The sequence below is a fragment of the Deinococcus maricopensis DSM 21211 genome (genome assembly GCF_000186385.1).
Classification (GTDB): Bacteria; Deinococcota; Deinococci; order Deinococcales; family Deinococcaceae; genus Deinococcus_B; species Deinococcus_B maricopensis.
Genome location: NC_014958.1, coordinates 3,110,131 through 3,131,683 on the forward strand (window position 1 = coordinate 3,110,131; position 21,553 = coordinate 3,131,683).

Consider the following 21,553-nt stretch of genomic DNA (forward strand, 5'->3'; position numbering starts at 1 on the left):
GGGAAAGTCCGGTATGCTCCGCGCATGCCGCTCGTCATTCCTTGCGTGGACATTCAGGGGGGTCGCGCCGTTCGCCTGTACGAGGGCGACCCGGACCGCGAAACCGTGTACTTCGATCAGCCGGCGGACGCCGCGCGCCACTGGGTGAGCCTCGGCGCGGGCCTCGTGCACCTCGTGGACCTCGACGCCGCCACCGGCCGCGGCGAGAACCGCGCCGTGATCCGCGAGATCGCCGGGACGCTCGGCGTGCCCGTGGAGGTCGGCGGGGGCATCCGGGACCGCGCGGCCGCCGAGGAGCTGCTCGCGGCGGGCGTGGACCGCGTGGTCATAGGCACCGCGGCGGTCCGCCAACCGGAACTCGTGCGGGCACTGATCGAGGCGCACGGCGCGGAACGCGTCGTGGTGAGCGTGGACGCACGCGGCATGGACGTCGCCGTGAGCGGCTGGGCGGAAGGGAGCGGCGTGCACGTCGCGGACCTGACGGCGCGCCTTGCGGACGCCGGCCTGGAAACGCTGATTTTCACGGACGTGACGCGCGACGGAACACTGCGCGGCCTTGACCGCGACCTGATGACCGAGGTACGTCGTCTGTGGCTGAACACGCTGATCGTGGGCGGCGGCGTAGCGAACGTGGACGACGTGCGTCTGCTCGCGGACCTGAACATCGAGGGGGCCATCGTGGGCCGCGCCATCTACGAGGGGACCCTCCCCTACCCCGTGCCGGACCTGACGCCGCAGGCCTGAACGGCCCGCACTCCCCTTCCGGGGCGCTCCTGAGGTACACTGCAGGCAATTCGCGCCGCCTACGCGGCCGGCCACAGCGGCCATACGCTGACCGGGTGGAGTCTGTTCTAAACAGGCTCCACCCTTTTGCTTCAGGAGGTTTCATGGCAACCACTCCCTCTCCCTTCTCCCGGTTCGTGCGCAGCGAGGCGTTCGCGGGCCTGCTGCTGGTGTGCACCGCGGCGCTCGCGTTCGCGTGGGCGAACTCCCCCTGGCGGGAAGCGTACTTCACGCTGCAGCACACGCACCTGAGCGTCGCCCTGGGCGCCGCCACACTGGACTTTTCGCTGGAGCACTGGGTGAACGACGGCCTGATGGCGGTGTTCTTCCTGCTGGTCGGCCTGGAAATCAAACGGGAACTGCTGATCGGCGAGCTGGCGTCCCGGCGGCGCGCGGCCCTCGCGGTCGCGGCTGCGGTGGGCGGCATGCTGGTGCCCGCGGCGCTGTACGCCCTCCTGAACGGTGGCGGGCCCGGCCGGGCCGGCTGGGGCATTCCCATGGCAACCGACATTGCCTTCGCGCTGGGCGTGCTGGCGCTGCTCGGGCCACGGGTGCCGGTGGGCCTGAAAGTGTTCCTCACGGCGCTCGCCATCGTGGATGACCTGGGCGCGGTGCTGGTGATCGCGCTGTTCTACACCGAGCAGGTGCAGTGGGGCGCGCTGGGCCTCGCGGCGCTCACGTGGGGCGCCGCGCTGCTGGCAGGCTGGGGACGCCGCAAACCCAGCCTGAAGCTGTACGCCGTGCTGGGCCTGCTGCTGTGGCTGTTCGTGCTGCAGTCCGGGCTGCACGCGACCATCGCCGGGGTGCTGCTGGCGTTCGCCGTGCCCATCCGCCAACCGGACCTGTCCCTCTGCACACCCTCGCTGCTGACGGCCGCGCAGCCCGGCGAGGAAGAGGAGGTGGGCGCGCGCCTGCAGGACCTGGAGGACCTGCTGGAGCGCGCACAGAGCCCGCTGCACCGGCTGGAGCACGCACTGCATCCGGTCGTGACGTACGCGGTCCTGCCGCTGTTCGCGCTGATGAACGCCGGCGTGAGCGTCGGGAGCGGCGGGCTGGGGGTCGTGTCGTTCGGGGTGCTGCTGGGGCTGGTGCTCGGCAAGCCCCTCGGCGTGGTGGGCGGCGCGTGGCTGGCGACGCGCGCGGGCGTGGCGGCCCTGCCGCGGCACGTCACGTGGACGCACATGGTCGGTGCAGGCCTGCTGGCCGGCGTGGGCTTCACCATGAGTCTGTTCGTGGCGAACCTGGCGTTCGATGACGCGGCGCTGCTGACGCAGGCGAAACTGGGCGTGCTCGGCGCCTCCGTGGCGGCCGCGCTGCTGGGCGCCGTCTGGCTGCTGCGCACCACCCGCGCCCAGGCTGCCCACGCGGACTGACCACCAGCGAATGATGCCGAACAAAGGGCCCCGAGCAGATCGGGGCCCTTTGTTCGGGGTGGTCAGCGGAGCCGGAATCGGCGGGCCACGCGCAACGCCAGCACCGCCGGGACCGCCAACACCGCCAGCACGGCGTTCGTGAGCGCCGCCGTAATGCTGGGCACGGCCTCACGCGGGCGGGGCGGCGCCTTGGGGCGCTGGCGGCGCGGCAGGCGCGGGAAGCCGCGGCGTTTCGGGGCAGCCTGGCCGGCCTGCCCGCCCGCTTCGGGGGTGCGCGCCGCTTCCTGCTGCTCGCGCGGGCTGGCGTTCGGGTTGAGGTCGCTGCCCTTGTTGGCCAGGGCGGCCTTCTTGTCCGGGTTCTGCGCGCCGCCCGGCTGCGACCCGAACCGCTGCGCGTACGCCCACGTGACCTCCGCGCCGAAGAACACGATCATGCCGCTGTAGTAGATCCACAGCAGCAGCACCACCAGCGATCCGGCCGCGCCGAACACGCTGCCGGGGCTGACGCGCGCGAAGTACACGCTGATCAGCGTCTGCCCGACCGCGAACAGCACCGCGGTGACAGCCGCGCCCACCCACACGTCCCGCCACGACAGGCGGATGCTGGGCAGGAACCGGTACATGGCCGCGAACGCGAGCGTGAACATCCCGGCGGAGAGCAGCAGCGTCGCGAGGCGTACGAAGAACGCGCCCGCGCCGATCACGTCGCCGAGGCGTCCGGCAATGGCGGACAGGTAGGTGTTCACGCCGAGGAACGCGATGATGAGCGCGCCGAACAGCACCACCATCGCGAACGACACGAGGCGCGTGCGGATGACCTGCAGGATGCCGCCGCGCGGGGCGGGGTCGGCGCCCCACAGGCTGTTCAGGGCGTCCTGGAGTTGCACGAACAGGCCGGTGGCGCCCATGAACAGTGTCACGAAGCCGACGAGCGTAGCGATGCCGCTGCCTTTGCTGAGCTGGTTGTTGTCGCTGGCGAGCAGCCCCTTAACGAAGTCGGCCGTTTTGGCATCGAAGTACTGCGCGAGGAGGCCGGAGTGGCCGTTCGCGCCGAACAGCTGCTCCTGGAAAGCCGACTGCCCCAGGAAGTACCCGGCGATGGCCAGCAGAAAGAACAGCAGCGGCGCGAGGGAGAACATGGTGTAGTACGCGAACGCGGCCGCCAGCCTCGGCGCGCGGTCCTGCCCGAACGCCATGAAGGCGTCGCGCAGCACGGGCAACAGGTCCTTGGCTTTCACGCGGCCAGTGTACGAGCCGCGTTTGCACACCGGGTACGGCGGGCACCCCGGATCGTTTACCGTCCCTACACGAAGTTCCGCGGCCTGGCCCGTCGGGTGAGGCGCGCAGCGCACGGCCCCCGGCGGGATGCCGGGGACCGTGCGCGGAAGTCAGGAGGTGGGGGCCGCGCGGGCGTTCAGGGGATGCGCGCCTGGAAGCAGGTGCGGCCCGCTTCGCCGACAGCGAGGGTCCCGAGAGCGACGTTCAGGCCCGCCGCGTCGAGCTGGCCGTTGTCGGCGTCGGCGAAGCTGGTGAGGTAGCTGGTGGTGCCGCCGCGCGTGAGCTGCACGCCGAAGCCTGCACCGCCCGCGGCTGCGTCGTACGCGCCGGGCAGCGCGGCGCTGCCGGTAGGGACCGGGTCGAGCACGGTGAAGTTCGGGAGGGCCGCGCCGCCCGCGTTGCGGAAGTCGATGCAGTACTCCAGCACGTCGTTCGGCTGGCCGGTGGCGGTCACGCCGAACGGGCCGGCGCGGGTGACGTTGCGGACCTGCTTGGTGAGCTGCGCGTACACGAGTTGCGCGCTGCTGCTGTCGGTGTTGTTGGCGGTGGTGCTTTCGCTCTGGGCGACGCTCACGGTGCCGGTGGTGGTGAGGGTGGTGACGCCGTTCGCGTTGATGAAGGTGGCGTTCGGGGCGGTGAGCGTGAGGGTGAGCGTGCGGGTTTCAGTGGGCGCGAGCGCGCCGAGCGTCCAGGTGACGGTGCCGCCGCTGACGCTGCCGCCAGCGCTGGCGCTCACGAAGGTGGTGCCGGCGGGCAGAGGCACAGTGACGGTCGTGCCGGTGACGTTGGTGCCGCCGTTCGTGACCACGAGCGTGTACGTGACCGGCTGTCCGGGCGAGGCGAATGCCGGGCCGGTGAGGCTGAGGGCCACGTCCGTGTTGGCGGGCACGCTGACGGTGATGGTGGCGGGCGCGCTGACCTGCCCGAGGTTGTCGCGGACGGTGTAGCCGGTGGTGAGGGTGCCGCTGGTGAAGCCGGCGGCGGGCGTGAAGGTGACCGTGCCGTCCGCGTTGGCGCTCAGGGTGCCGACGCCCGGGGTGGTGAGGGTTTTACCGTCCGGGCTGAGCGTGCTGCCCGCCGGGGGGTTCACGAACACGACGCTCGCCGGGTCGACCGTGCCGGGGGCCGTGTCAGTGTCGTTCGCGGTGACGCTGAACGTCACGGGCACGCCCGGGTTGGTGCTGGCCACGTCGTTCTGCGCGACGGGCGGGGCGTCCACCGGGATGGTGTACGTGGCGGGCGCGCTGGTGGCGCCGTTGTCGTCGGTGACGGTGAACTGGAAGGCGGCGTTGCCGCTGAAGGTGGCGGCCGGGTCGAAGGTGAGCTGCCCGGGCGCGCACGAGGTCGGGACGGTGGTGATGGGCGTTCCGCCGCATGCGAGGGTGCCGCTGCCGGCGGGCGGGAGGGTGGTGACCGTGAAGGTCGTGATGGTGCCGTCCGGGTCGGTGCCGCTCAGGCCGGGCGTGAGGGCGGTCGGGCCGGCGCTGGCCGGCAGCGTGGCGTTCGTGGCGGCGGTCGCGGTCGGCGTCTGGTTCGTGACGGTGACGGTGAGCGTCGCGGCGTTGCTGCGGTTCCCGGCCGTATCGGCGACGGTATACGTGGCCGTGGCCGTGCCCGCGAAGCCCGCGGCAGGCGCGAACGTGACGGTGCCGTTGGCGTTGGCGGTGAAGGTGCCGCCCGTGACGCTCAGCGTCGTCTGCTGCCCAGCGGTGCCGGGGTCGAGGTCGACGGTGGCGGGCGCGATGGGCAGCGTGCCGGGCGTATCGTTCGTCGCGCCGGGCAGCGTGACGGACGTGCCTTTGGGGGTGCTGGCGGCGTCGTTCGTGGCGGTCGGCGCGGTGATGCTGCTGACCGTGATGGTGAGCGTCGCGGGGTTGCTGATGGTGCCGGCGGCGTCGGTGACGGTGTAACTGACGGGCGTGGTGGTGCCCGTGAAGCCGAGCGCGGGCGTGAAGGTGACGCTGCCGTCCGGCTGGACCTGGTAGGTGCCCTGCGCGTTCGTGAGGGTCTTGCCGCCGTTCGTGACGGTGCTGCCGGCGGGGGCGTTCACGAACACGACGCTGCCGGGCTGCAGGCCGGTGCCGACGTCATTGTTCAAGACGGGCACGTTGACGCTCGCGCTCGGCGCAGTGCTGGCCGTGTCATTCACGGCGCGCGGGGTGACGGTCACGGTGATGGTGGCGGCGTTGCTGGTGAAGCCCTGGTTGTCCTGCACGGTGTACGTGCGCGTGACGATGCCGCTGAAGCCCGCGACGGGCGTGAACGTGACCTGCCCGGCGGTGTTGACGGTGAAGGTGCCCTGGTTCGGGACGGTGAAGGTCGTGTCGAGGGCGGCGGTGCTGGGGTTGAGGTCGACGGTGGCGGCATTGACCGTGCCGGGCGCCGTGTCGGTGTCGTTGGCGGTGACGCTAAACGTCACGGGGCTGCCGGCGGGCGTGCTGGCCGCGTCGTTGTTCGCGACGGGCGGCTGGTTCACGGGCGTGACGTTCGGGTCGTTCGCCGTGGCCGTACCGGGGTCGTCGGTGAGCGTGGTCTGCGTGCCGACGTCACTGTAGGTGGTCGTCCCCTGCGCGCTGACGCTGGTGGTGCCGGTGCCGACGACCACGCGGAAGCGCACGACGGCTTCGCGGTCCAGGACGCCGGGCGTCGTGTCGGGGCTGAGCACGCCAGCGGTCTGGCCAGGGGTGTTCACGCTGCCTGCCGTCGTGAACGGCATGGCGCCGCCCGCGTCGGTGACGGCGGTGCCGTTCAGGGTGGTGGTGCCAGGCACGTACGTCGTGCCGGCGGGGATGGCTTCCTGGAAGGTCGTCTGTCCAGCAGCGATGTTGCCGCTGTTGCGAATCACGACGGTGTATTCGAGGGTGTCGCCCGGGCGGACGTCGGTGCCGGTGCTGCCGGCGACTTTCGTGACGGTCTGCGTGGCCGTGACGGTGCGCGTGAAGGTCGGGTACGTGCACGACGCGAGGTCGGTGCTGCCGGGCGTGACGTCCGTGCCGATCTGCGTGACGGTGAGGTTCGCGAGGTCCACCTGAATCAGGCGGCCCGTGCCGCTGCGGCCGAAGATGCCGTTGGGCGTGGCGGCGAACCCGCCGAACACAGTGTTGATGACGGTGGCGTTCGTGATGCGCCCGAGGTACTGGGCGGTACTGGTGGACGCGAACAGTTCGTAGAGGTCCACGTACGTGGAGTTCGCGGCGGTGCTGAGCAGGTACAGCCGTCCGAGGCTGTCGACGATGAAGTCGCCGCTCCCGCCGAACGCGGGCGCGCCGGCTGAAGTGATGGTCAGGGTGCGCGGGCCGCTCGTGACGGGGTACGGCGCGGTGGTGCTGAAGGTGTAGAAGGACCCGGCGCCGTCCATGGCGTAGCCGGTGCCGTCCGGACCGATGGCCATGCGCACCAGGCGGCCGGCGGTGGCGCCGGCGGTGAAGGCGCCGCCCTGCGTCCATGTGCCGGTGGCGGGATCGAGGACCTGCAGGGTGCGGTCAGAGTCGCGCGCCGCGAAGAACCGTCCGCCGTACACGGCGAGCGTGGCGCTGGCGCTGGCGGTGGTGCCCTGGTCGGGGATGGTGCCGATCAGGCTGCCGACCGTGTTCGTTTCGGTGACGCTGCGCAGTTCGCGGCCGGTGCCGAACGTGCCGTACAGGGTACTGCACTGCACCGTCGCGGTGACGGTGGTGGAGGTGCTGGCGCTGTTGTTGGTGGTGCTGCTCTCGGTGAAGCCGCCGGGGGCGGTCACGGTGGCGGTGTTGGTGAGGCTGCCGGTGCTGGTGGCCGTGCCGGTGATGGTGAAGGTGACGTAGTTGGTGTCGGCGGTGGCGGCGCTGCCCGTGTCGGTCGTGAGGGCGCCGAGCGTGGCGCTGATGGTGTTGCCGGTGCCGCTGGTGGTGGCGCCGCACGAGGCGCTGCCGGTGGCCGCGCACGTCCACGTGACGTTCGTAAGGGCGGCGGGAACAGTGTCGGTGAAGGTGGCGCCCGTGACGTCGCTGCCGTTGTTCCACACGCGGACGGTGTACGTGACGGTGCCGTCGAGGTTCGCGGTGGCCGGGCCGGTCTGGCTGACGGCGAGGTCCACGGGCGTGCCGGTGTTCGTGAAGGTGCACGTGAGGTCGTCACCGAAGGTGGGCGTGACCGTGAAGCTCACGCCGGCACCGCCGGGCAGGGTGGTCGAGGATCCGCCTGTGGCGTTGGTGCAGGTCATGGTGCTGGCGTACGCCGACAGGGTGCTGCCGCTGCCCGCCGCGAGCGCTTCACTGAGGGTGTAGGTGGTGCCGCTCGCCACGGTGACCGCGCCGGTGGTGGCGGTGGTGTTCGTGCCGGTGGTGGTGGCGCTCGCGACCGTCGTGCCGCCGCTGCTGATCTGCACGGTGAACTGGTCGTTGGTGTTTACGCGCCCCGGCGCGGCGATGGTCTTGTTGAGCGTGAGGGTGGGCTGGCGGCGCACCGTGATCGTCGTGGGGCTCACGGCGGCCGTCTGCGTCTGGGGGACGCTGCCGGCGGGCGGCGCGGCGAACCCGGTCGCGCCTGTAACGGAGGGCGGGAAGGCGGTGGTGGCGTCCACGTTGTCGCTGAGGACGTTCGTGGCGCCGCTGCCACTGCCACTCGCCTGGTTGCTGAGGACGGTGTTGTCGCTGGTGACGGCGCCGACCACCACGGGGATGTCAACGCTGATGGTGCCGTTCGCGGGGAGCGTCTGCCCGGCGGCGAGCAGGGTGGTGTTCGCGCCGGTGCCGGTGTAGGCGGTATTGCGTGCGGCGGCGGTGACGGTGCCGTTGAGGCGGACGGTCTGCGCGCCAGCGGTGGTGGTCACGCCGCTCGGGAGGGCGTCGGTGATCTGAAAGCCGGTGCTGGCGGTGTTGCCGGTGTTCACGTACGTGACGGTGTACGTGACAGTGTCGCCGGGGGTGATGGCGCCGTTGCCGTCCGCGTCGGTGGTGAGGCGGGCGCTCTTGAAGCCGTTGACGTCCGTTTGCAGGACCACCGAGTCAGCGACGTAGAAGTCAAAGGCCGTGAGGCGCTCGCAGGTGGCGCCACTGCAGGCGGTGCCGCCAGTGTTCGCGCCGTACACGAGGCGGACGCTGGCGGCGTTCGTGTAGGTGGCGCTCGCCTTGTAGATCGGGTCGGTGCTGATGCCGCTGACGCCGGTGGTGCCGGACTGGTACGCGACCCCGCCGTCCACGGCCGCGCGTGAGGTGAGGGTGGTGCCGCTGGACAGGGCAGTCGTGGCGGGCGCCACGTACTCCACGAATTCCCGCAGAGGGTTGGCGGCGTCCGTGTCGAAGCTGGTCACGTGGAACGTGCCGGGCAGGGCGGCGTTGCCGGCGCCCACTGCGGGCACGGCAGCGCCGCGCGCGATGAAGTCGATGGTGAATTCCGCCCAGCCGGTGCCGGTGCCCGCCGACGAGACGTCCACGGTCGGCGAGAAGAAGTCCTGCGCGGACGCCGCCGGCGCCGTCCCCGTGAGGGTCGGCGCGGGGTTGTCGAGGTCGGAGTTCGGCGCGGCGACGCTGGAGTTGTTGATGGCCGCGTTCGTGAGCTTGCTGATGGTGATGATGGCGTCGCGCTGGTACGGGCCGGTGCCGGCACCCACGACGACGCTGTTGAAACGGCAGCGGCTGTTCAGGGCGGTGGCGCAGGTGCTGCCCGTGGTGACGTCCACGCCGCCGGCGAAGCTGAGGTTGAAGGTGACGGCGTGCGCGGGTGCCCACGTGAGGCCGAGCAGGGCCGCGAGGGTGAGCAGGGTGCGGATCAGGGCCGGGGTTGTCCGGGTCGCGGGGTGCACGGCGCTCCTTTCAGGGGGTGTGGGCATCATTTACCGACGCTTTCGTCGAGGGTGAGGTCGAGGCGCAGGTACGCGCCGGGGCGGGTGTAGGTGTTGCCGAGGCCGTCGAAGCCGAGCAGGTTGTACCCGACGGTGAACCACGTGCCGGGCAGGACGCGCGCGGTGCCTTCCACGCCGAAGCCGTATTGGGCGCTCTGCAGGCCGGGCTGCAGGAGCGCGCGGCCCCACGCGCCGACGCCGAGGTCATCGGTGACGTAGTACGTGGCGCCCAGGGTGGGCTGGTACGTGAAGCTGTTCGGGTCGTTCGGGCGGGCGCGCAGGTCCAGGCCGCCGCGCACGGCGTAGCGGGGTTGGTGGTACTCGGCGGCGGCGCCGGCGAGCAGTTCGGGCTGCCCGGCGCTGAGGCTGCCGGTCTGGTAGCGGGCGTACGCGAGGGCATTGAGGGGGCCGTTGCGGTACGCGGCGCCGAGCGCGAAGCGGGCGCCGACGCGTGCGCCGAACTCGGCGGTGCCGTCGGCGGTGAGGGTCAGGTTCCGGGTGAGGCTGCCAGTCACGCCGCCGCGCACGACGGTGGTGAGGGCGCCGGCGCGCCAAGCGAGGTCGGTGCCGAGCGTGGCGCTGAGCGTGTCGGACTTGTAGCGGAGGTCGGCGCCGCCGCTCGCTTCGAACGCGCCAGCGTTGAGGTCGCGGATCAGGGCGGCGCGCACGCCGACACTGAACTGGTTGTTCAGCGGCAATTCGGTGGTCACGCCGAAGCGGGCGCGGTTCCCGGCGCCGCTCGCGGTGGGCAGGTCGTACGCGACGCTGAAGTTCGTGTTGCCGAGGCGGCTGTCGAGGCTGACGGTGGCGGTGTGGCCGGTGCGCCAGTTGACAGTGTCGCGCACGGCGAGCGCGACACTGTCCGTGAGGGCCACGCGGGCGGTGAAGTCCGTGGTGGGGTCGAGGGTGCCGGTGATCGGCTGGGTGTGCACGACGTCCACGTCGAGGGGGTTGCGGTGGTAGCCGGCGGACACGATGGCGCCCAGGCCACTCTGCGTGCCGTAGGCGTACTTCAGGCCGGCGCCGACGCTGAACGGTTTCAGGCGCACCTCGGCGCGGGCGCTGACGTTGCCGCTGTACAGGCCCGGCTGGTCGCGGTGCTCGGCGTCGGCGATCAGGGCGACGTTTGGGGTGACACGCAGGCGCGCGGCGGCGTTCAGGGCCAGGCCGGGCGTGAAGGGGTTTAACCCGGCGTACGTAGCGCTCTGGTAGCGGGCGCGGGCGCTCGCGGTGAAGGCGTCCGTGCGGTAGTCGAGGTCGGCGCTGGCCTGCACGCCGCCTGCGTACGCGACGCGGACGTCGGCGTTGAGCGGGCCGGTGTTCACGGTGCCGCGCACGCCGGTGGTGAGCTGCCCGTCGAGACTGACGGCGGCAATACCGAGCGTGTAGCCGGCGCCCACCTGCTGGAGCTGCACACCGAACGCCAGGTCGCGGTTGCTACCGGCGTTGAGGAGGCGGTACGACACCTGCAGTTCCACGTCGTTGAGGTCCGCGTCGATCCGGTCGAGGGCGCGGGTGAGGGTCAGGACGCCCGTTTCCGTGTCGAGGGTGTAGTCGACGAGGCGCACGAGGGTGCGGCGCGCGAGTTCCTTGCCGGTGCCGCGTTCCAGCGTGACGACCTCGACGGTTTCACTGCCGGGCGCGACGGGGAAGCGCGTGAGGCGCGCGAGGCGCGTGCCGTTCGGCGTGAGGCGGTCGCGGACGCGGTCCTCGGGCACGAGCGCCACGAAGCCGGACACGCTGGGGTTGGTTTTGCTGCGCGCGGTGAGGGCCGTGAGGCGTTCGCCGAGCGGGAGGACCTCGATGGGCACGGTCGTCTGGCGGTACTGCACGCGGAACGCCGGGTGGTCGAAGTCGAACGCGAACGGGTCGAGGCCCTGCAGGGGGACCTGTTCGGTGCTGGCGTCACCGAACACGGGCGCGCGGGTGTTCGGGTCGCTGTCGGTGGGGAGGCCGTCCTTGTCGGCGGCGACGTACAGCTTCCCGCCCGCGAGGGGCGTTTCCAGGTACGCGCGCGCCTGCGTGCGCACGTCCACGCCGTCACCGGGGAAGCCGAGCGTGACGCTGACGACGCCCACGCCGACCCGCCCGTCATCGGGGCGGACGTCGAAGGTGCGGCGTTCCACGCGGCCCGCGATGAGCGTGTCGATGGTGAGGGTGGTGGGGGACGCCTGCGGCGCGAGGACCAGTTCGCCCTCGCCGTCCACGAGGCGCACCTGGTAGCCGGCCTCGCCGGGGTTCGCGTCGGGCGTGCGGGGCTCCAGGCTGGGGCGGAGCGTGAGGAACGGCTGGGCGGTGCCGACGCCGCGTTCGTCGAGCGCGCGGACGCGCAGGCGCAGCGGCGTGCTGCCGTCGGCGACGACGCTGACGGGCGTGATGTCCACGCGCGCGGTCGGGCCGGCGTACGTGACGGTGACGGTGTCGCGGCCGAGCGCGAGGGCGTTCTCGCCGACGCGCAGGGGCACGGCGACGTACGTGAGGCGTTGCGTGCCGCGCGCGGGGTCGTTGACGCGGCCGCCGAGGCGCGCTTCGGGGATGGGTTCGCCGTTGATGGTGGGCGTGAGTGTCGCGCCAATGGGGCCTTCCACGACGACGGTGACGCGGTCGCGGTCGCGGTACACAGTGCCGCTGAGCGGCAGTTTCAGCGCGCCGGCGTTCTCGGTGGCGGCGGGCGTGGCGGGGCGGGCGGTGGCACCCGCGTAATCCCCGGCGTCGAAGGTGCCCTGGAGGGTCTCGGCGCGCTCGCGGGGGTACAGGGCGCGCAGCGCCGGCTGTTGCAGGGCGGGCAGGGCGCCCGTGTGGGTGACGTCGTACGTGAGGGTGCCGCGGCGCTGCCCGGGCACCGTCCAGTACGCGCGGCCGGACGTGCCGATGATCGGGTCGGGCAGGGCGGCGCCGTTCAGGCGGCTGCTGCCGGGCACGTACGTCGCGCCGGTCGGGAAGGTGTGCGCGAGGATCAGCGTGGTCGCTTCGGCGGGGGCGTCGAAGGGCAGGCGGATCTCGCTGGTGCGGGTGGCGTCCGGTGCGGGGCGCGCGGCGGGCGTCGGTGTGGGCGTCGCGGCGACGGGCGCGGGCGGCGCCTGCACGGGGAGGGTGCCGGCGACGGCCTGCGGGGCGCCGCACCCTTCGGCGCGCAGGGTGGCGCTGAGGGGCACGTCGGTGGTGGCGCTCACGCGGGCGCGGTACGTGAACGCACGCGTTTCGCCGGGCGCGAGCGTGCCGGTGAAGCTGGTGGGCTCCAGGGGGGTGAGGCCGGGCGCGGGCGCGTCCGCGAGGGCGAACGGCACGGGCGCGCTGCCGGTGTTGGTGGCGCTGAGCGTGACCGTCACCTCGCTGCCGGGCGCGGCGGCGCTCAGGGGCGCGCGGCGCAGCTGGACGGTCGTGGCGTCCGCGCGGACGGTGACGTTCGCGGCGGCCTGTTTCGCCCAGGGGTCAAGGGTGGCGTTCGCGCTGAGCGGGCCTGGGCGCTGCGCGCGGACCTCCACGCGGGTGACGGCGGGCGTCGCGGCGCTCACGGTGGTGGGCGCCGCCGACTCGGCGGTGGGCGTGACGCCGTCTGGCAGGGCGAGGCGCAGGTTCACGGGGAGGTCGCCGGCGTACGCGGTGCGGGCGGTGGCGGTGAACGTGACGACGTCGCCGACGCACACCTCCTGCCGGTCCGCAGTGACGTTCAGGGTCACGTCCGGTTTCACCTGCACGCGCACCTGGCCGGTGCCGCCGCGCGGGACGGTCACGGTGGCGGCGCTCGCGGCGACGGTCGCGCCCGCCACGGGCGCGACGCGCACCGGGTACGTGCCGGCGTTCACGGCCTGCGTGGCGCTGCCGTCCACGTGCAGGGTCGCGTCGCCGACGCGCACGTCGGCGACGGTGGGGACCGCACCGCCCGGCAGGAGCAGTTCGGCGTCCACGCGCAGGGTGCCGGTGGTGTCTACGCGCGTGAGGGTGAGGTCGGCGGCGCTGCCCGCGCGGGTGAGCGTGAACGCGACGGTGTTGCTGTACTGCCGGGCGGTGGTGGGCTGGCGCAGCTCCACGCTGTACGCGCCGGGCGTGCTCGGCAGGGGGATCTCGACCCAGCCGAGCTGCGCACTGACCGGAATGGGCGTGGTGCGCCCGTCGGGGCCGCGCAGTCGCGCTTCGAGTTCGGTGGGGCCGTCACCGTCGTACAGGCGCAGGACGTCGCCGGCGCCGTCGGTGGTGACGTTCACGACCGGCACCCAGTCGCGCGCGTGGACGTTCACGGCCACGCGGTTAGCGCGCACCGCCGCCTGCACGCCGGTCAGGCGCAGTGCGAAGGTGTTCTTGCCGTTACCGGCGGTGACGGCTTCCAAGTGGTAGGTGCCGGCGGGGAGGTCCTGGTCGATCAGGGTGCGCCAGCTGTGCGCGCCGGCCGGGAAGGTGGCGCGCGTGACGACGTTGCCAGCAGCGTCAATGACGGCGAACGTCGTTTCGACGGGGCCGGCGTCGTAGCGTTCGTCGCCGAAGTACGTGTCGCTGCGGTAGTCCTGCGGGTCGAATTCGGCGCTGTACAGTTCCAGCCGGACGCGGCCGGCGATGGGGACGTCGAGGGTGAGTTGTTGGTCGCCGACGCTCCACAGCAGGCGGTTGCCGACGCTGGTGAGGGGCAGGCTGGTGCTGAGTTCCTGCGCGGACGCGGGAGCGCCCGCGAGGAGCAGCGCGGTGAGCAGGGTCAGGGCGGACTTCACGTCAGTACCTCCAGGAGACCGTCGGGTCGGTGGTGGCGGCGCGCGGCTCGCCGGTCCACGTGAAGCGGTAGGTGAGGGTGGTCTCCCCCGCGCTCAGGTCACGGGTGAGGGTGTTCTGGCCGCTCTGGAGGGTCGCGCCGGCGGGCAGGGGGTCTTGCAGCGTGAAGCCCGGCAGGGCCTGCGTGGCGCGCAGCGTGAGGCGCACGGTGTACACGCCGCTGGCGAACGTCAGGTCCTTCTGCACGGTGAGCGGTCCGGTCGTGAGGGTGGTGCGGCGCAGCGCCTCGATGTCGCCGGCGAGCGGCGCGAGCGGGAAGTCCACGGCGGTGAGGCCACGGGCGTACACGGTGCGTGTGCCGGGCAGGTCGCCGTCTTCGGGCAGGTCGAGCGGGGCGTACGGGACGCTGTTCGGGTCGAGGCGCAGGGCCTGCGCGCCGATGGGCACGCCGCGGAAGTGGTAGCGGCCGTCGCGGTCCGTGAGGGCGATGCGGCCCCCGGCGAGGATTACGCGGGCGCGTTCGAGGGGGAGGTCCACGTCCTGCTGGTACACGCCGTCGCGGTTGCGGTCGACGTAGACGACGCCCACGAGGTCCGTGAGGGGCGCGAAGCCCTGCGGGGTGAGGCGGGTGCGGGCGGTGGCGCGGTTGCTGGCGAGGCCGGTGGCGTTCCCGCCGGCACCCTGGACGACGACGGTGTTCACGAGGTCCTCGGTGGCCTCGGCGGTGACGCGCGTGGCGTACGTGAGGCGCACGTCGCTGCTGGCCGGCAGCGTGCCGACCCGCCAGATCAGGTCACGGCCGCGCACTTCCGGGTCGGGGAACGGCTGGCCCTGCAGGGTGGTCGTGCCGGGAATGTAGGTGAGTCCGGCGGGCAGGGTGTCGGTGATGATGGCGTCCGTGACGGCGGTGGTCGGGGAGGTGTTGCGGATGGTGAGGGTGTAGTTTAGGCGGTCGCCGTAGTTGGCGGTGGCGCTGTCCACGTCCTTCTGGAGGATCAGGCGCGCGCTCCACACGGGCGTGACGACTTCGTTGCTGGTCGTGGGCGCGGGCGTTTCGGCGCTGGTGAGCGTGAAGGTGTTGCGGAGGGCGGCGCCGTCGGGGGTGCCGGCGGCGACCTTCACCGCGAGTGTGAAGCTGACGGTGGTGTTCGCGCCGATGCTGGCGCGCGTCCAGGTGACGGTGCGGCCCGCGAGGGTGCCGCCGTCGCTGGCGCTCACGAACTGCACGGCCGGGTCGAGGTCATCGCGGACGGTGACGTTCGTGAGGGCGCGCGGGTACGGGTTGCGGACGGTGAGGGTGTACGTGACCGTGTCGCCCGCGCCGACGGTGCCGGTGGCGTCCGCAGTTTTGGTGAGTTCCGGCAGGCCGCTCACGACGTTCGGGAGCAGGTCGGTGGTGGCGTTCGTGGTGCCGCGCGCGCCGGTGGCGGTGATGGTCGCGCTGATGGGCGCGGCGGTGGTGGGGGTGTAGCACACGCGCACGGTGATGCTCGCGCCCGGCGCGAGGCGCACGGGCTGCGCGAGCGGCTGGCCGTCCGCGCCGAGCAGGGTCGTGGTGGCCGCGCCGGAAGTGAGGGCGACCTGGAGCGTGAAGTCGTCGGTGACGTCGCCGGTGTTCTGCAGGGTGTGGTCGAGGCAGGTGGCCTGCCCGACCAGCGCGAACGGGGCGGTGCTGGTGTCGGCGGACGTCCCTTCGGGCGCGGTGGGGTTGCCGACCGGGCCGAGGGCGACGGCGGGGCTGTACTGCACGCGCAGGTCCGCGGTGACGGGGACGTCCTGCGGGCCGCCCGTGAGGGTGGCGGTGTTGGTGATGGTGCGCCCCTCGGCGCTCGGCGCGGCGCGGAGGCTGAAGGTGAGGGTGGCGGTCGCGCCGGGCGCGAGGCTGGCGGTGCGCAGGCGGATGCCGGTCACGGGCGCCGTCTCGGTGGTGGTCCACGTGACGCCGTCCGACGTGAATTCGGCGGTGCCGCCCGTGGCGACCGCGCTGCCGGTCACGTAGGTGAGGCCCTGCGCCGCGAGCGGCCCGAGCGGGTCCGTGAAGGTCAGTTCGCGGGCCGCGCCGGTGCCGTCGTTGCGGGCGGTGAGGGTGACGGTGGTGGTCGCGCCGGGCGCGATGGTGGCGGGCGTGAAGGTCTTCGTGCCGCTCAGCGCGGGCGGCTCGCCGACGCTGACGCGCGCGACGTTGTTCGCGTCGCGGCTGGTGCCGTCCGTGCAGGCGGCGACGAGGTTCACGAATGCGTCGCCGCGCGCGGCGGTCGTGGTGTCCGCGATAAGCAGCAGGTTGGCGCTGGCGTCCGCGTCGAGGGTGACGGTGGTGACGTCGCTCTCGTTCGCGTCGGGCGTGCCGTTCCCGTTGGCGTCGACGACGACGCGTAGGGCGGGGGTGTGCGCGCTGCCGCTCTCGACGGTGCCGCTCACATTGAAGGTGCTGGGGGTGTTGCCGACGTTCACGGCGCGGTACGGGAACACGGCGCGTTCGCCGGGGAGCACGGTCGCGGCCTGACCGGGCGCGGCCACCGTGCCGTCCGGCGTGACGCTCACGGCACACACGGGCTGCACGGTGGCCTGCACGATGTTGGAGACGCTCACGACGGGCGGACCGCCGGGCGTGAAGGGATCGGCCTGCCCGCTGGCCTGGTTGGTGATGCTGGTGCCGGCGGGCGTGCCGACCGCGCCTGCGAGGGCGCTGAGCGCGAGCGCCAGCGTGGCGATGAAGTGGGGAACCCGGCTCACGTTGCCTCCTGTGGGGTCGGGGCTGGCCTGTGGGGAAGGGCGGCAGAAAACGGTATTGGGGCGTCTGGCATTGTGGAGTCTGTGTTATGGGGCGCCCCGCGGGGCGGGGCGCCGGGAAAAAGCCTGCGTTACTTCACGGTGACAGTGAACGTGACGTTGATCTGGGCGCCCTGCGGGAGGACGTCGCCGGCGTCCATGGTGGCGTTGCCGTTGCTGTCCACGCCGACGTCCACGCGGGTGACGCTGGTGGCGGGCAGCCCGGCGGGCAGGGTGGGGCTGGTCTGCCACGCGCCGCCGTTGAAGCGGTACAGGACCGTGCCGGGCGCGGTGGTGGTGGCGCCCACCGCCGCGAAGGTGGTGTACGTGAACAGGTTGGTGTTCGCGCCGTTCGTTTCCGTGAGCACGAAGTTGTTCACGGCGGTGTTGAAGCCGTTCACGGCGTTCACGGTGTACACGAGGTTCCCGCCGGGCTGCGCGCCGGAGGCGTTCACGCTCTTGCTGATGGCGACCACGCCGGTCGGGGCGATGCTGAGGGTGTCGTTGGGGTCGGTGCGGACGATGCCGCTGGTGACGCCCGTGGCGGTCTGCGTGACCGGCAGGGGCGTGTTGACGCCGCCGGTGTTGGTGGAGGCCGCGTTCGCGGGAACGTTCACGACGCCGTACACCTTCAGTTCGGTGCCGGGGTTAACGGTCGGCGTGATGAAGGCGCCGCTGCCGTCCTGCGTGAGCAGCGTGTCGGGCGCGCCGTCGCCGTTGGTGTCGAGGTAGTACTGGACGCTCACGGGGGTGCTGCCGCCACCCACGAGCGGCACGGTGACGGTGCCGGTCAGGCGGTAGCTTTCCGGGTACCCGCCGAGGTTGGCGAGGTCCATGGGATAGATGCCCTGGCTGTCGGTGATGTCGCCGGGCTGCAGCGTGCCGGGCGCGCCGGGCACGGTGATCTGGTCCACGATGGGCTGCGGGGACGTGCCGAGCGCGGGCGTGGCGTCGCCGAAGCTCAGAGCCGGCGGGAACACGCGGTCGATGGCGGTGTCCTCGGGGGTGGTGTCGGCGTCGCTGGTGGAGTCCACGCCGACCGTGACCACGATGGGCAGGGCGGGGCTGGTGATGGCCGTGGGGGTGTCGGTATCGGGGTACGTGACGACCACGCGGAAGTTCACGGTCTGGCCGGGCGCGACGTTCTGCAGCACCGGGAAGCCGTTCACGATGGGCAGCGGGTTGCCGGCCTCGTCGAGGAACGTGACGGTCACGCCGGCGGGCAGGTTGGTGGGGGGCAGCAGGTTGAAGCTGTCGGTCTGCGCGCTGCCGTTGGTGACGCTGTTCAGGAACGTCACGCGGTCATTGGCCGTGTCGGGGTCGGCGGGCGGGTACGCGTTCTGCTCGTCGCCGATCACTTCGATGCGGGTGGGCGCGGCGGGCACGAGCGGGTTGGGGTCGGTGTAGGTGGGGGGCGTGGCGGGGTTGGGCGGGGTGGGGTCCTGCTGGCCGGGCGTGGCGGGGTCGGCGTCGACGGGGTCCACGCTGGCGGTCGGCGTGAACACCAGCACGCGGTTGAAGTTGTCCGCGTCGGTGAGCAGGCCGGTGCCGGTGGTGGGGTTCGGGATGGGCGTGGTGGGGGTGGCGGTCCCGCCGGGCGTGAAGTTCGGGTCGTACTGGCCGCTCGCGTTGGGTGACGCGCCGAAGAACGTGCCGGGCGTGGCGTTCGCGGGGACGGTGTACACCTGCAGGATGCGCACGGTCTGGTCGGGTTGGAGCAGGCCGGTGTCGGGCACGCCGTTGCCGTCGGTGTCGGTGAGGGGCGTGTCGGTGCCGGGGGTGAACAGGCCGTCGGCGTTCACGTCGAGGTAGTACGTGGGGGCCTGCACGGTCGTGTCGGTGCGGTTGAGGGTCCGCAGGTCCACGAGGACGGGGGTGTTGCCGGTGTTGGTGACGGTGTACCCGAACGCCTGCTGGCTGCCGGGCAGGACGCCCACGCGGTCGTACTGCGGGATGGGCGCGTCCTGGTCGGGCTGGCCGGGCGTGCCGAGGTCGTTGGGCGTGACCGTGAAGTCCGGGCGGGGCAGCACGGTGGCCTGCACGGTGTTGGAGGTGGCGGTGCCGCTTGGGCCGCCGGGGTTGGCCGGGTCCGTGAAGGTCGCGGTGGCGGTGTTGGTGATGGTGGTGCCGGCGGGCGTGCCGGCAGCGAGGGCCTGGGCGGCGGCGAGTGCGACCATGAGGGCGAGGGTGCGGGTACGGTTCACGGGTCCTCCTGAGGGGCGAGTGGCGGGCAGCGGCGGGCGGAGTTACTTGACGGTGATGCGGTAGCTGAGCTGGACGCTCTGGCCGGCGGTGAGCGCGGGGAGCGTCCAGCGGACGTCGGTGTATTCGTTGGGGTTGACGGTGACTTCACGCGTGACGGACTGGCCGTTTTCGGTGACGGTGATGCGGCGCTTGAGCGGGGCCGTGCCGAACGTCTTGGCGTTGTCGAAGCTGAACTGCGCGGTGGCGCCTTCGGCGTTGCGGAGCGCGCCGGCGTATACGGCGTTCTTGGGGACGGGCAGGCGAACGACGGCGCCGCGCAGGGTGCGCGTGCTGGTGTTCGTGACGGTGAGCGTCTGCTGGACGAGCGCGCCGGGCAGCACGCTGCGGGGGTTGGGCGTGAGGCGCTCCTCGGTGCGGCCGTTCTGGGTGACGGTCGTGACCAGGCTGGTGCTGAGCACGAGCTTGAGCGGGGAGGGCGTCTGGGCGGCGGCGAACGCGAGCAGCAGGGGCAGCGTGGCGAGCAGGCGACGGTTCACGTGAACTCCTTGGCGTGAGTGGTGCGAGACGACGGGCTCAGCGGAATGGGGCACGGCCCTCAGAATTGAGGGTAGGCCCCTTCATCAACAACCGGTTTTTTGTCATGAAGTGGCTTGCATGGAGCAACGCTCAACGTCTCATGAGCTACGATGAAGGCTTCGGCGCAAAAAGCCCGCAAAAGCGTAGGAGGCACTACACTCCTCACGTCCTCATGTCTGACCAGTTGGCGGCCCCGTGAAGACACGTCTTCATCGCTTGACGCGGGCGCATCAGGCATCACAAAGTCCGCGCCGGGATTGCGGCATCCTGAAACGCAGACCCGGAGGTGCAAGCATGCGCGTCACCCGTTACAGCCGTTTCGAGGGCGAACTCGACCAGATCGAAAGCGCCGAACTGATGCAGATGATTCAGGAAGCCCTGCTCGGCCAGGGCCTGAACGACCCGTACGACCCGGACCCGGACGCGCGCCCCAGCATGGACGACCTGTTCGACGCGATCCTCGAAGCGCTCGTCGAGCGCAACATGATCCCCGAAGAACTGCTCGCCGAAGCCATGAACGCCGAAGGAGACATCCGTGAGACGACCCTCGGGCAGCAGATCGAACGGGCCATCGAACGCCTCCAGCAGGACGGCTTCATCCGCCGCGAAGGCGAGGAAGGCGGGCAGGGCGGTGCCGGCGCGAGCGGCGAAAGCCGCTTCCAACTGACCGACAAGAGCGTCGACTTCCTCGGCTACAACAGCCTTCGGGAACTCATGGGCGGTCTGGGCCGCAGCAGCGCCGGCAACCACGACACCCGCGACTACGCCAGCGGCATCGACGTGAGCGGCGAACTGAAGAACTACGAGTTCGGCGATACCCTGAACCTCGACACCACCGCCACGCTCAGCAACGTCATCACCAAAGGTTTCGAGAACGCCAGCGAAGACGACCTGGTGATCCGGCAGGCGGAGTACAGCAGCAGCGCCGCGACGGTCGTGCTGCTGGACTGCTCGCACAGCATGATCCTGTACGGCGAGGACCGCTTCACGCCGGCGAAGCAGGTCGCGCTCGCGCTCGCGCACCTGATCCGCACCAGCTACCCCGGCGACAGCCTGCGCTTCGTGCTGTTCCACGACTCCGCCGAGGAAGTGCCGCTCGGGCGCCTCGCGCAGGCGCAGATCGGCCCGTACCACACGAACACGGCCGGAGGCCTGCGACTCGCGCAGCAGCTGCTGAAACGCGAGAACAAGGACATGAAGCAGATCGTCATGATCACCGACGGCAAACCATCGGCACTGACCCTGCCGGATGGACGCATCTACAAGAACAGTTACGGCCTGGACCCGTACGTGCTGGGCGCGACGCTGCGGGAAGTCGCGAACTGCCGCCGCAGCGGCATTCAGATCAACACGTTCATGCTCGCGCGCGACGCGGAACTGATCGGGTTCGTGCGGCGCGTGACCGAGATGACGCGCGGCAAAGCGTACTTCACGACGCCGTACAACATCGGGCAGTACGTGCTGATGGACTACATGCAGAACAAGACCAAGGTTGTGAACTGACCCAGAGGCCAAGGGGGCCCCGACGCGCGTCGGGACCCCCTTGGCCTGCTGCGGTTACTGCAGCTGCAGTTGCGCCTGCAATTTCTTGCCGGTGGCTTTGGGGTCGTAACCGCACGCGAACGGCGTGGGGCGCACGATGCCGGGCGCGACCAGGTTGACTTCGCTCTGGAGGTACCAGCCGCCCGCGTTGGGGTTCTCGCCGGTGGCCTGCACAAGGCGCGAGGCGTTGAACTCCGGGGTGATGTTCAGGGTCTGTTTCCCCCCGGACTGAGCGTTCGCGTTCTTCTCGATTTCGCTGATCTGCTGGTGGATTTCGTCTTTGCAGTCCTCAATGAAGCGGTACTTGCTGATGCCGTTGCGTTCGGCATTGCTGTACAGCGGGTTGGCTTTGGTGATGGCGATGGTGCCGGCGGTCGCACCGACGAACGAGGCGAGCAGCACGAACCACAGGACGGGGCGGCCCCGGCCACCGCCGCTGCGTTGGGGTTTGGGTCTGGGGTCGGTCATGGCCCGTTCAGGATAACGCGCGCCGGGCTGGCGGTGCTGT

At 71.5% G+C, this 21,553-nt stretch carries 10 protein-coding genes; 3 read left to right on the forward strand and 7 right to left on the reverse strand.

The features are described 5' to 3' along the window. Positions 1-24 precede the first annotated feature (24 nt). Both hisA and nhaA read left to right on the forward strand, forming a co-directional pair. Positions 25-744 carry a 1-(5-phosphoribosyl)-5-[(5-phosphoribosylamino)methylideneamino]imidazole-4-carboxamide isomerase gene (gene hisA, locus DEIMA_RS14800; RefSeq protein ID WP_013558082.1) on the forward strand — a complete coding sequence of 240 codons (720 nt, stop codon included), beginning with the start codon at positions 25-27 and terminating at the stop codon, positions 742-744. Between the two features lie 143 nt (positions 745-887). After that, positions 888-2,156: a Na+/H+ antiporter NhaA gene (nhaA, locus tag DEIMA_RS14805; protein WP_013558083.1), complete on the forward strand. Its 1,269-nt coding sequence runs from the start codon at positions 888-890 to the stop codon at positions 2,154-2,156. A 62-nt stretch (positions 2,157-2,218) separates the two neighbouring features. Here nhaA and DEIMA_RS14810 read toward each other — a convergent pair whose 3' ends face one another. From DEIMA_RS14810 to DEIMA_RS14835, 6 genes are all read right to left on the reverse strand, one after another. Next, complete coding sequence (locus tag DEIMA_RS14810) at positions 2,219-3,394, reverse strand: YihY/virulence factor BrkB family protein (RefSeq protein ID WP_043816810.1); 1,176 nt, start codon at positions 3,392-3,394, stop codon at positions 2,219-2,221. Between the two features lie 176 nt (positions 3,395-3,570). After that, positions 3,571-9,213 carry a beta strand repeat-containing protein gene (locus DEIMA_RS14815; RefSeq protein ID WP_013558085.1) on the reverse strand — a complete coding sequence of 1,881 codons (5,643 nt, stop codon included), beginning with the start codon at positions 9,211-9,213 and terminating at the stop codon, positions 3,571-3,573. A gap of 26 nt (positions 9,214-9,239) precedes the next feature. Next, positions 9,240-13,955, reverse strand: a complete 4,716-nt coding sequence (locus DEIMA_RS14820) for a DUF11 domain-containing protein (RefSeq protein WP_013558086.1) — start codon at positions 13,953-13,955, stop codon at positions 9,240-9,242. Position 13,956: 1 nt separating this feature from the next. After that, positions 13,957-16,686: a DUF11 domain-containing protein gene (locus tag DEIMA_RS14825; RefSeq protein ID WP_013558087.1), complete on the reverse strand. Its 2,730-nt coding sequence runs from the start codon at positions 16,684-16,686 to the stop codon at positions 13,957-13,959. Positions 16,687-16,814: 128 nt separating this feature from the next. Beyond that, a complete protein-coding gene (locus tag DEIMA_RS18890; protein ID WP_013558088.1) occupies positions 16,815-18,926 on the reverse strand; it encodes a hypothetical protein in 2,112 nt (703 codons plus the stop codon). A gap of 42 nt (positions 18,927-18,968) precedes the next feature. Then, positions 18,969-19,463: a hypothetical protein gene (locus DEIMA_RS14835; protein ID WP_013558089.1), complete on the reverse strand. Its 495-nt coding sequence runs from the start codon at positions 19,461-19,463 to the stop codon at positions 18,969-18,971. A gap of 334 nt (positions 19,464-19,797) precedes the next feature. On the opposite strand from DEIMA_RS14835, the gene DEIMA_RS14840 reads away from it, so the two are divergent. Next, entirely contained in the window at positions 19,798-21,006 is a 1,209-nt protein-coding gene (locus DEIMA_RS14840) for a vWA domain-containing protein (RefSeq protein ID WP_013558090.1), read from the forward strand. Between the two features lie 54 nt (positions 21,007-21,060). Here the strand turns inward: DEIMA_RS14840 and DEIMA_RS17080 are convergent, their stop codons facing one another. Further along, a complete protein-coding gene (locus DEIMA_RS17080; protein ID WP_013558091.1) occupies positions 21,061-21,513 on the reverse strand; it encodes a hypothetical protein in 453 nt (150 codons plus the stop codon). Between the last annotated feature and the right edge of the window lie 40 nt (positions 21,514-21,553).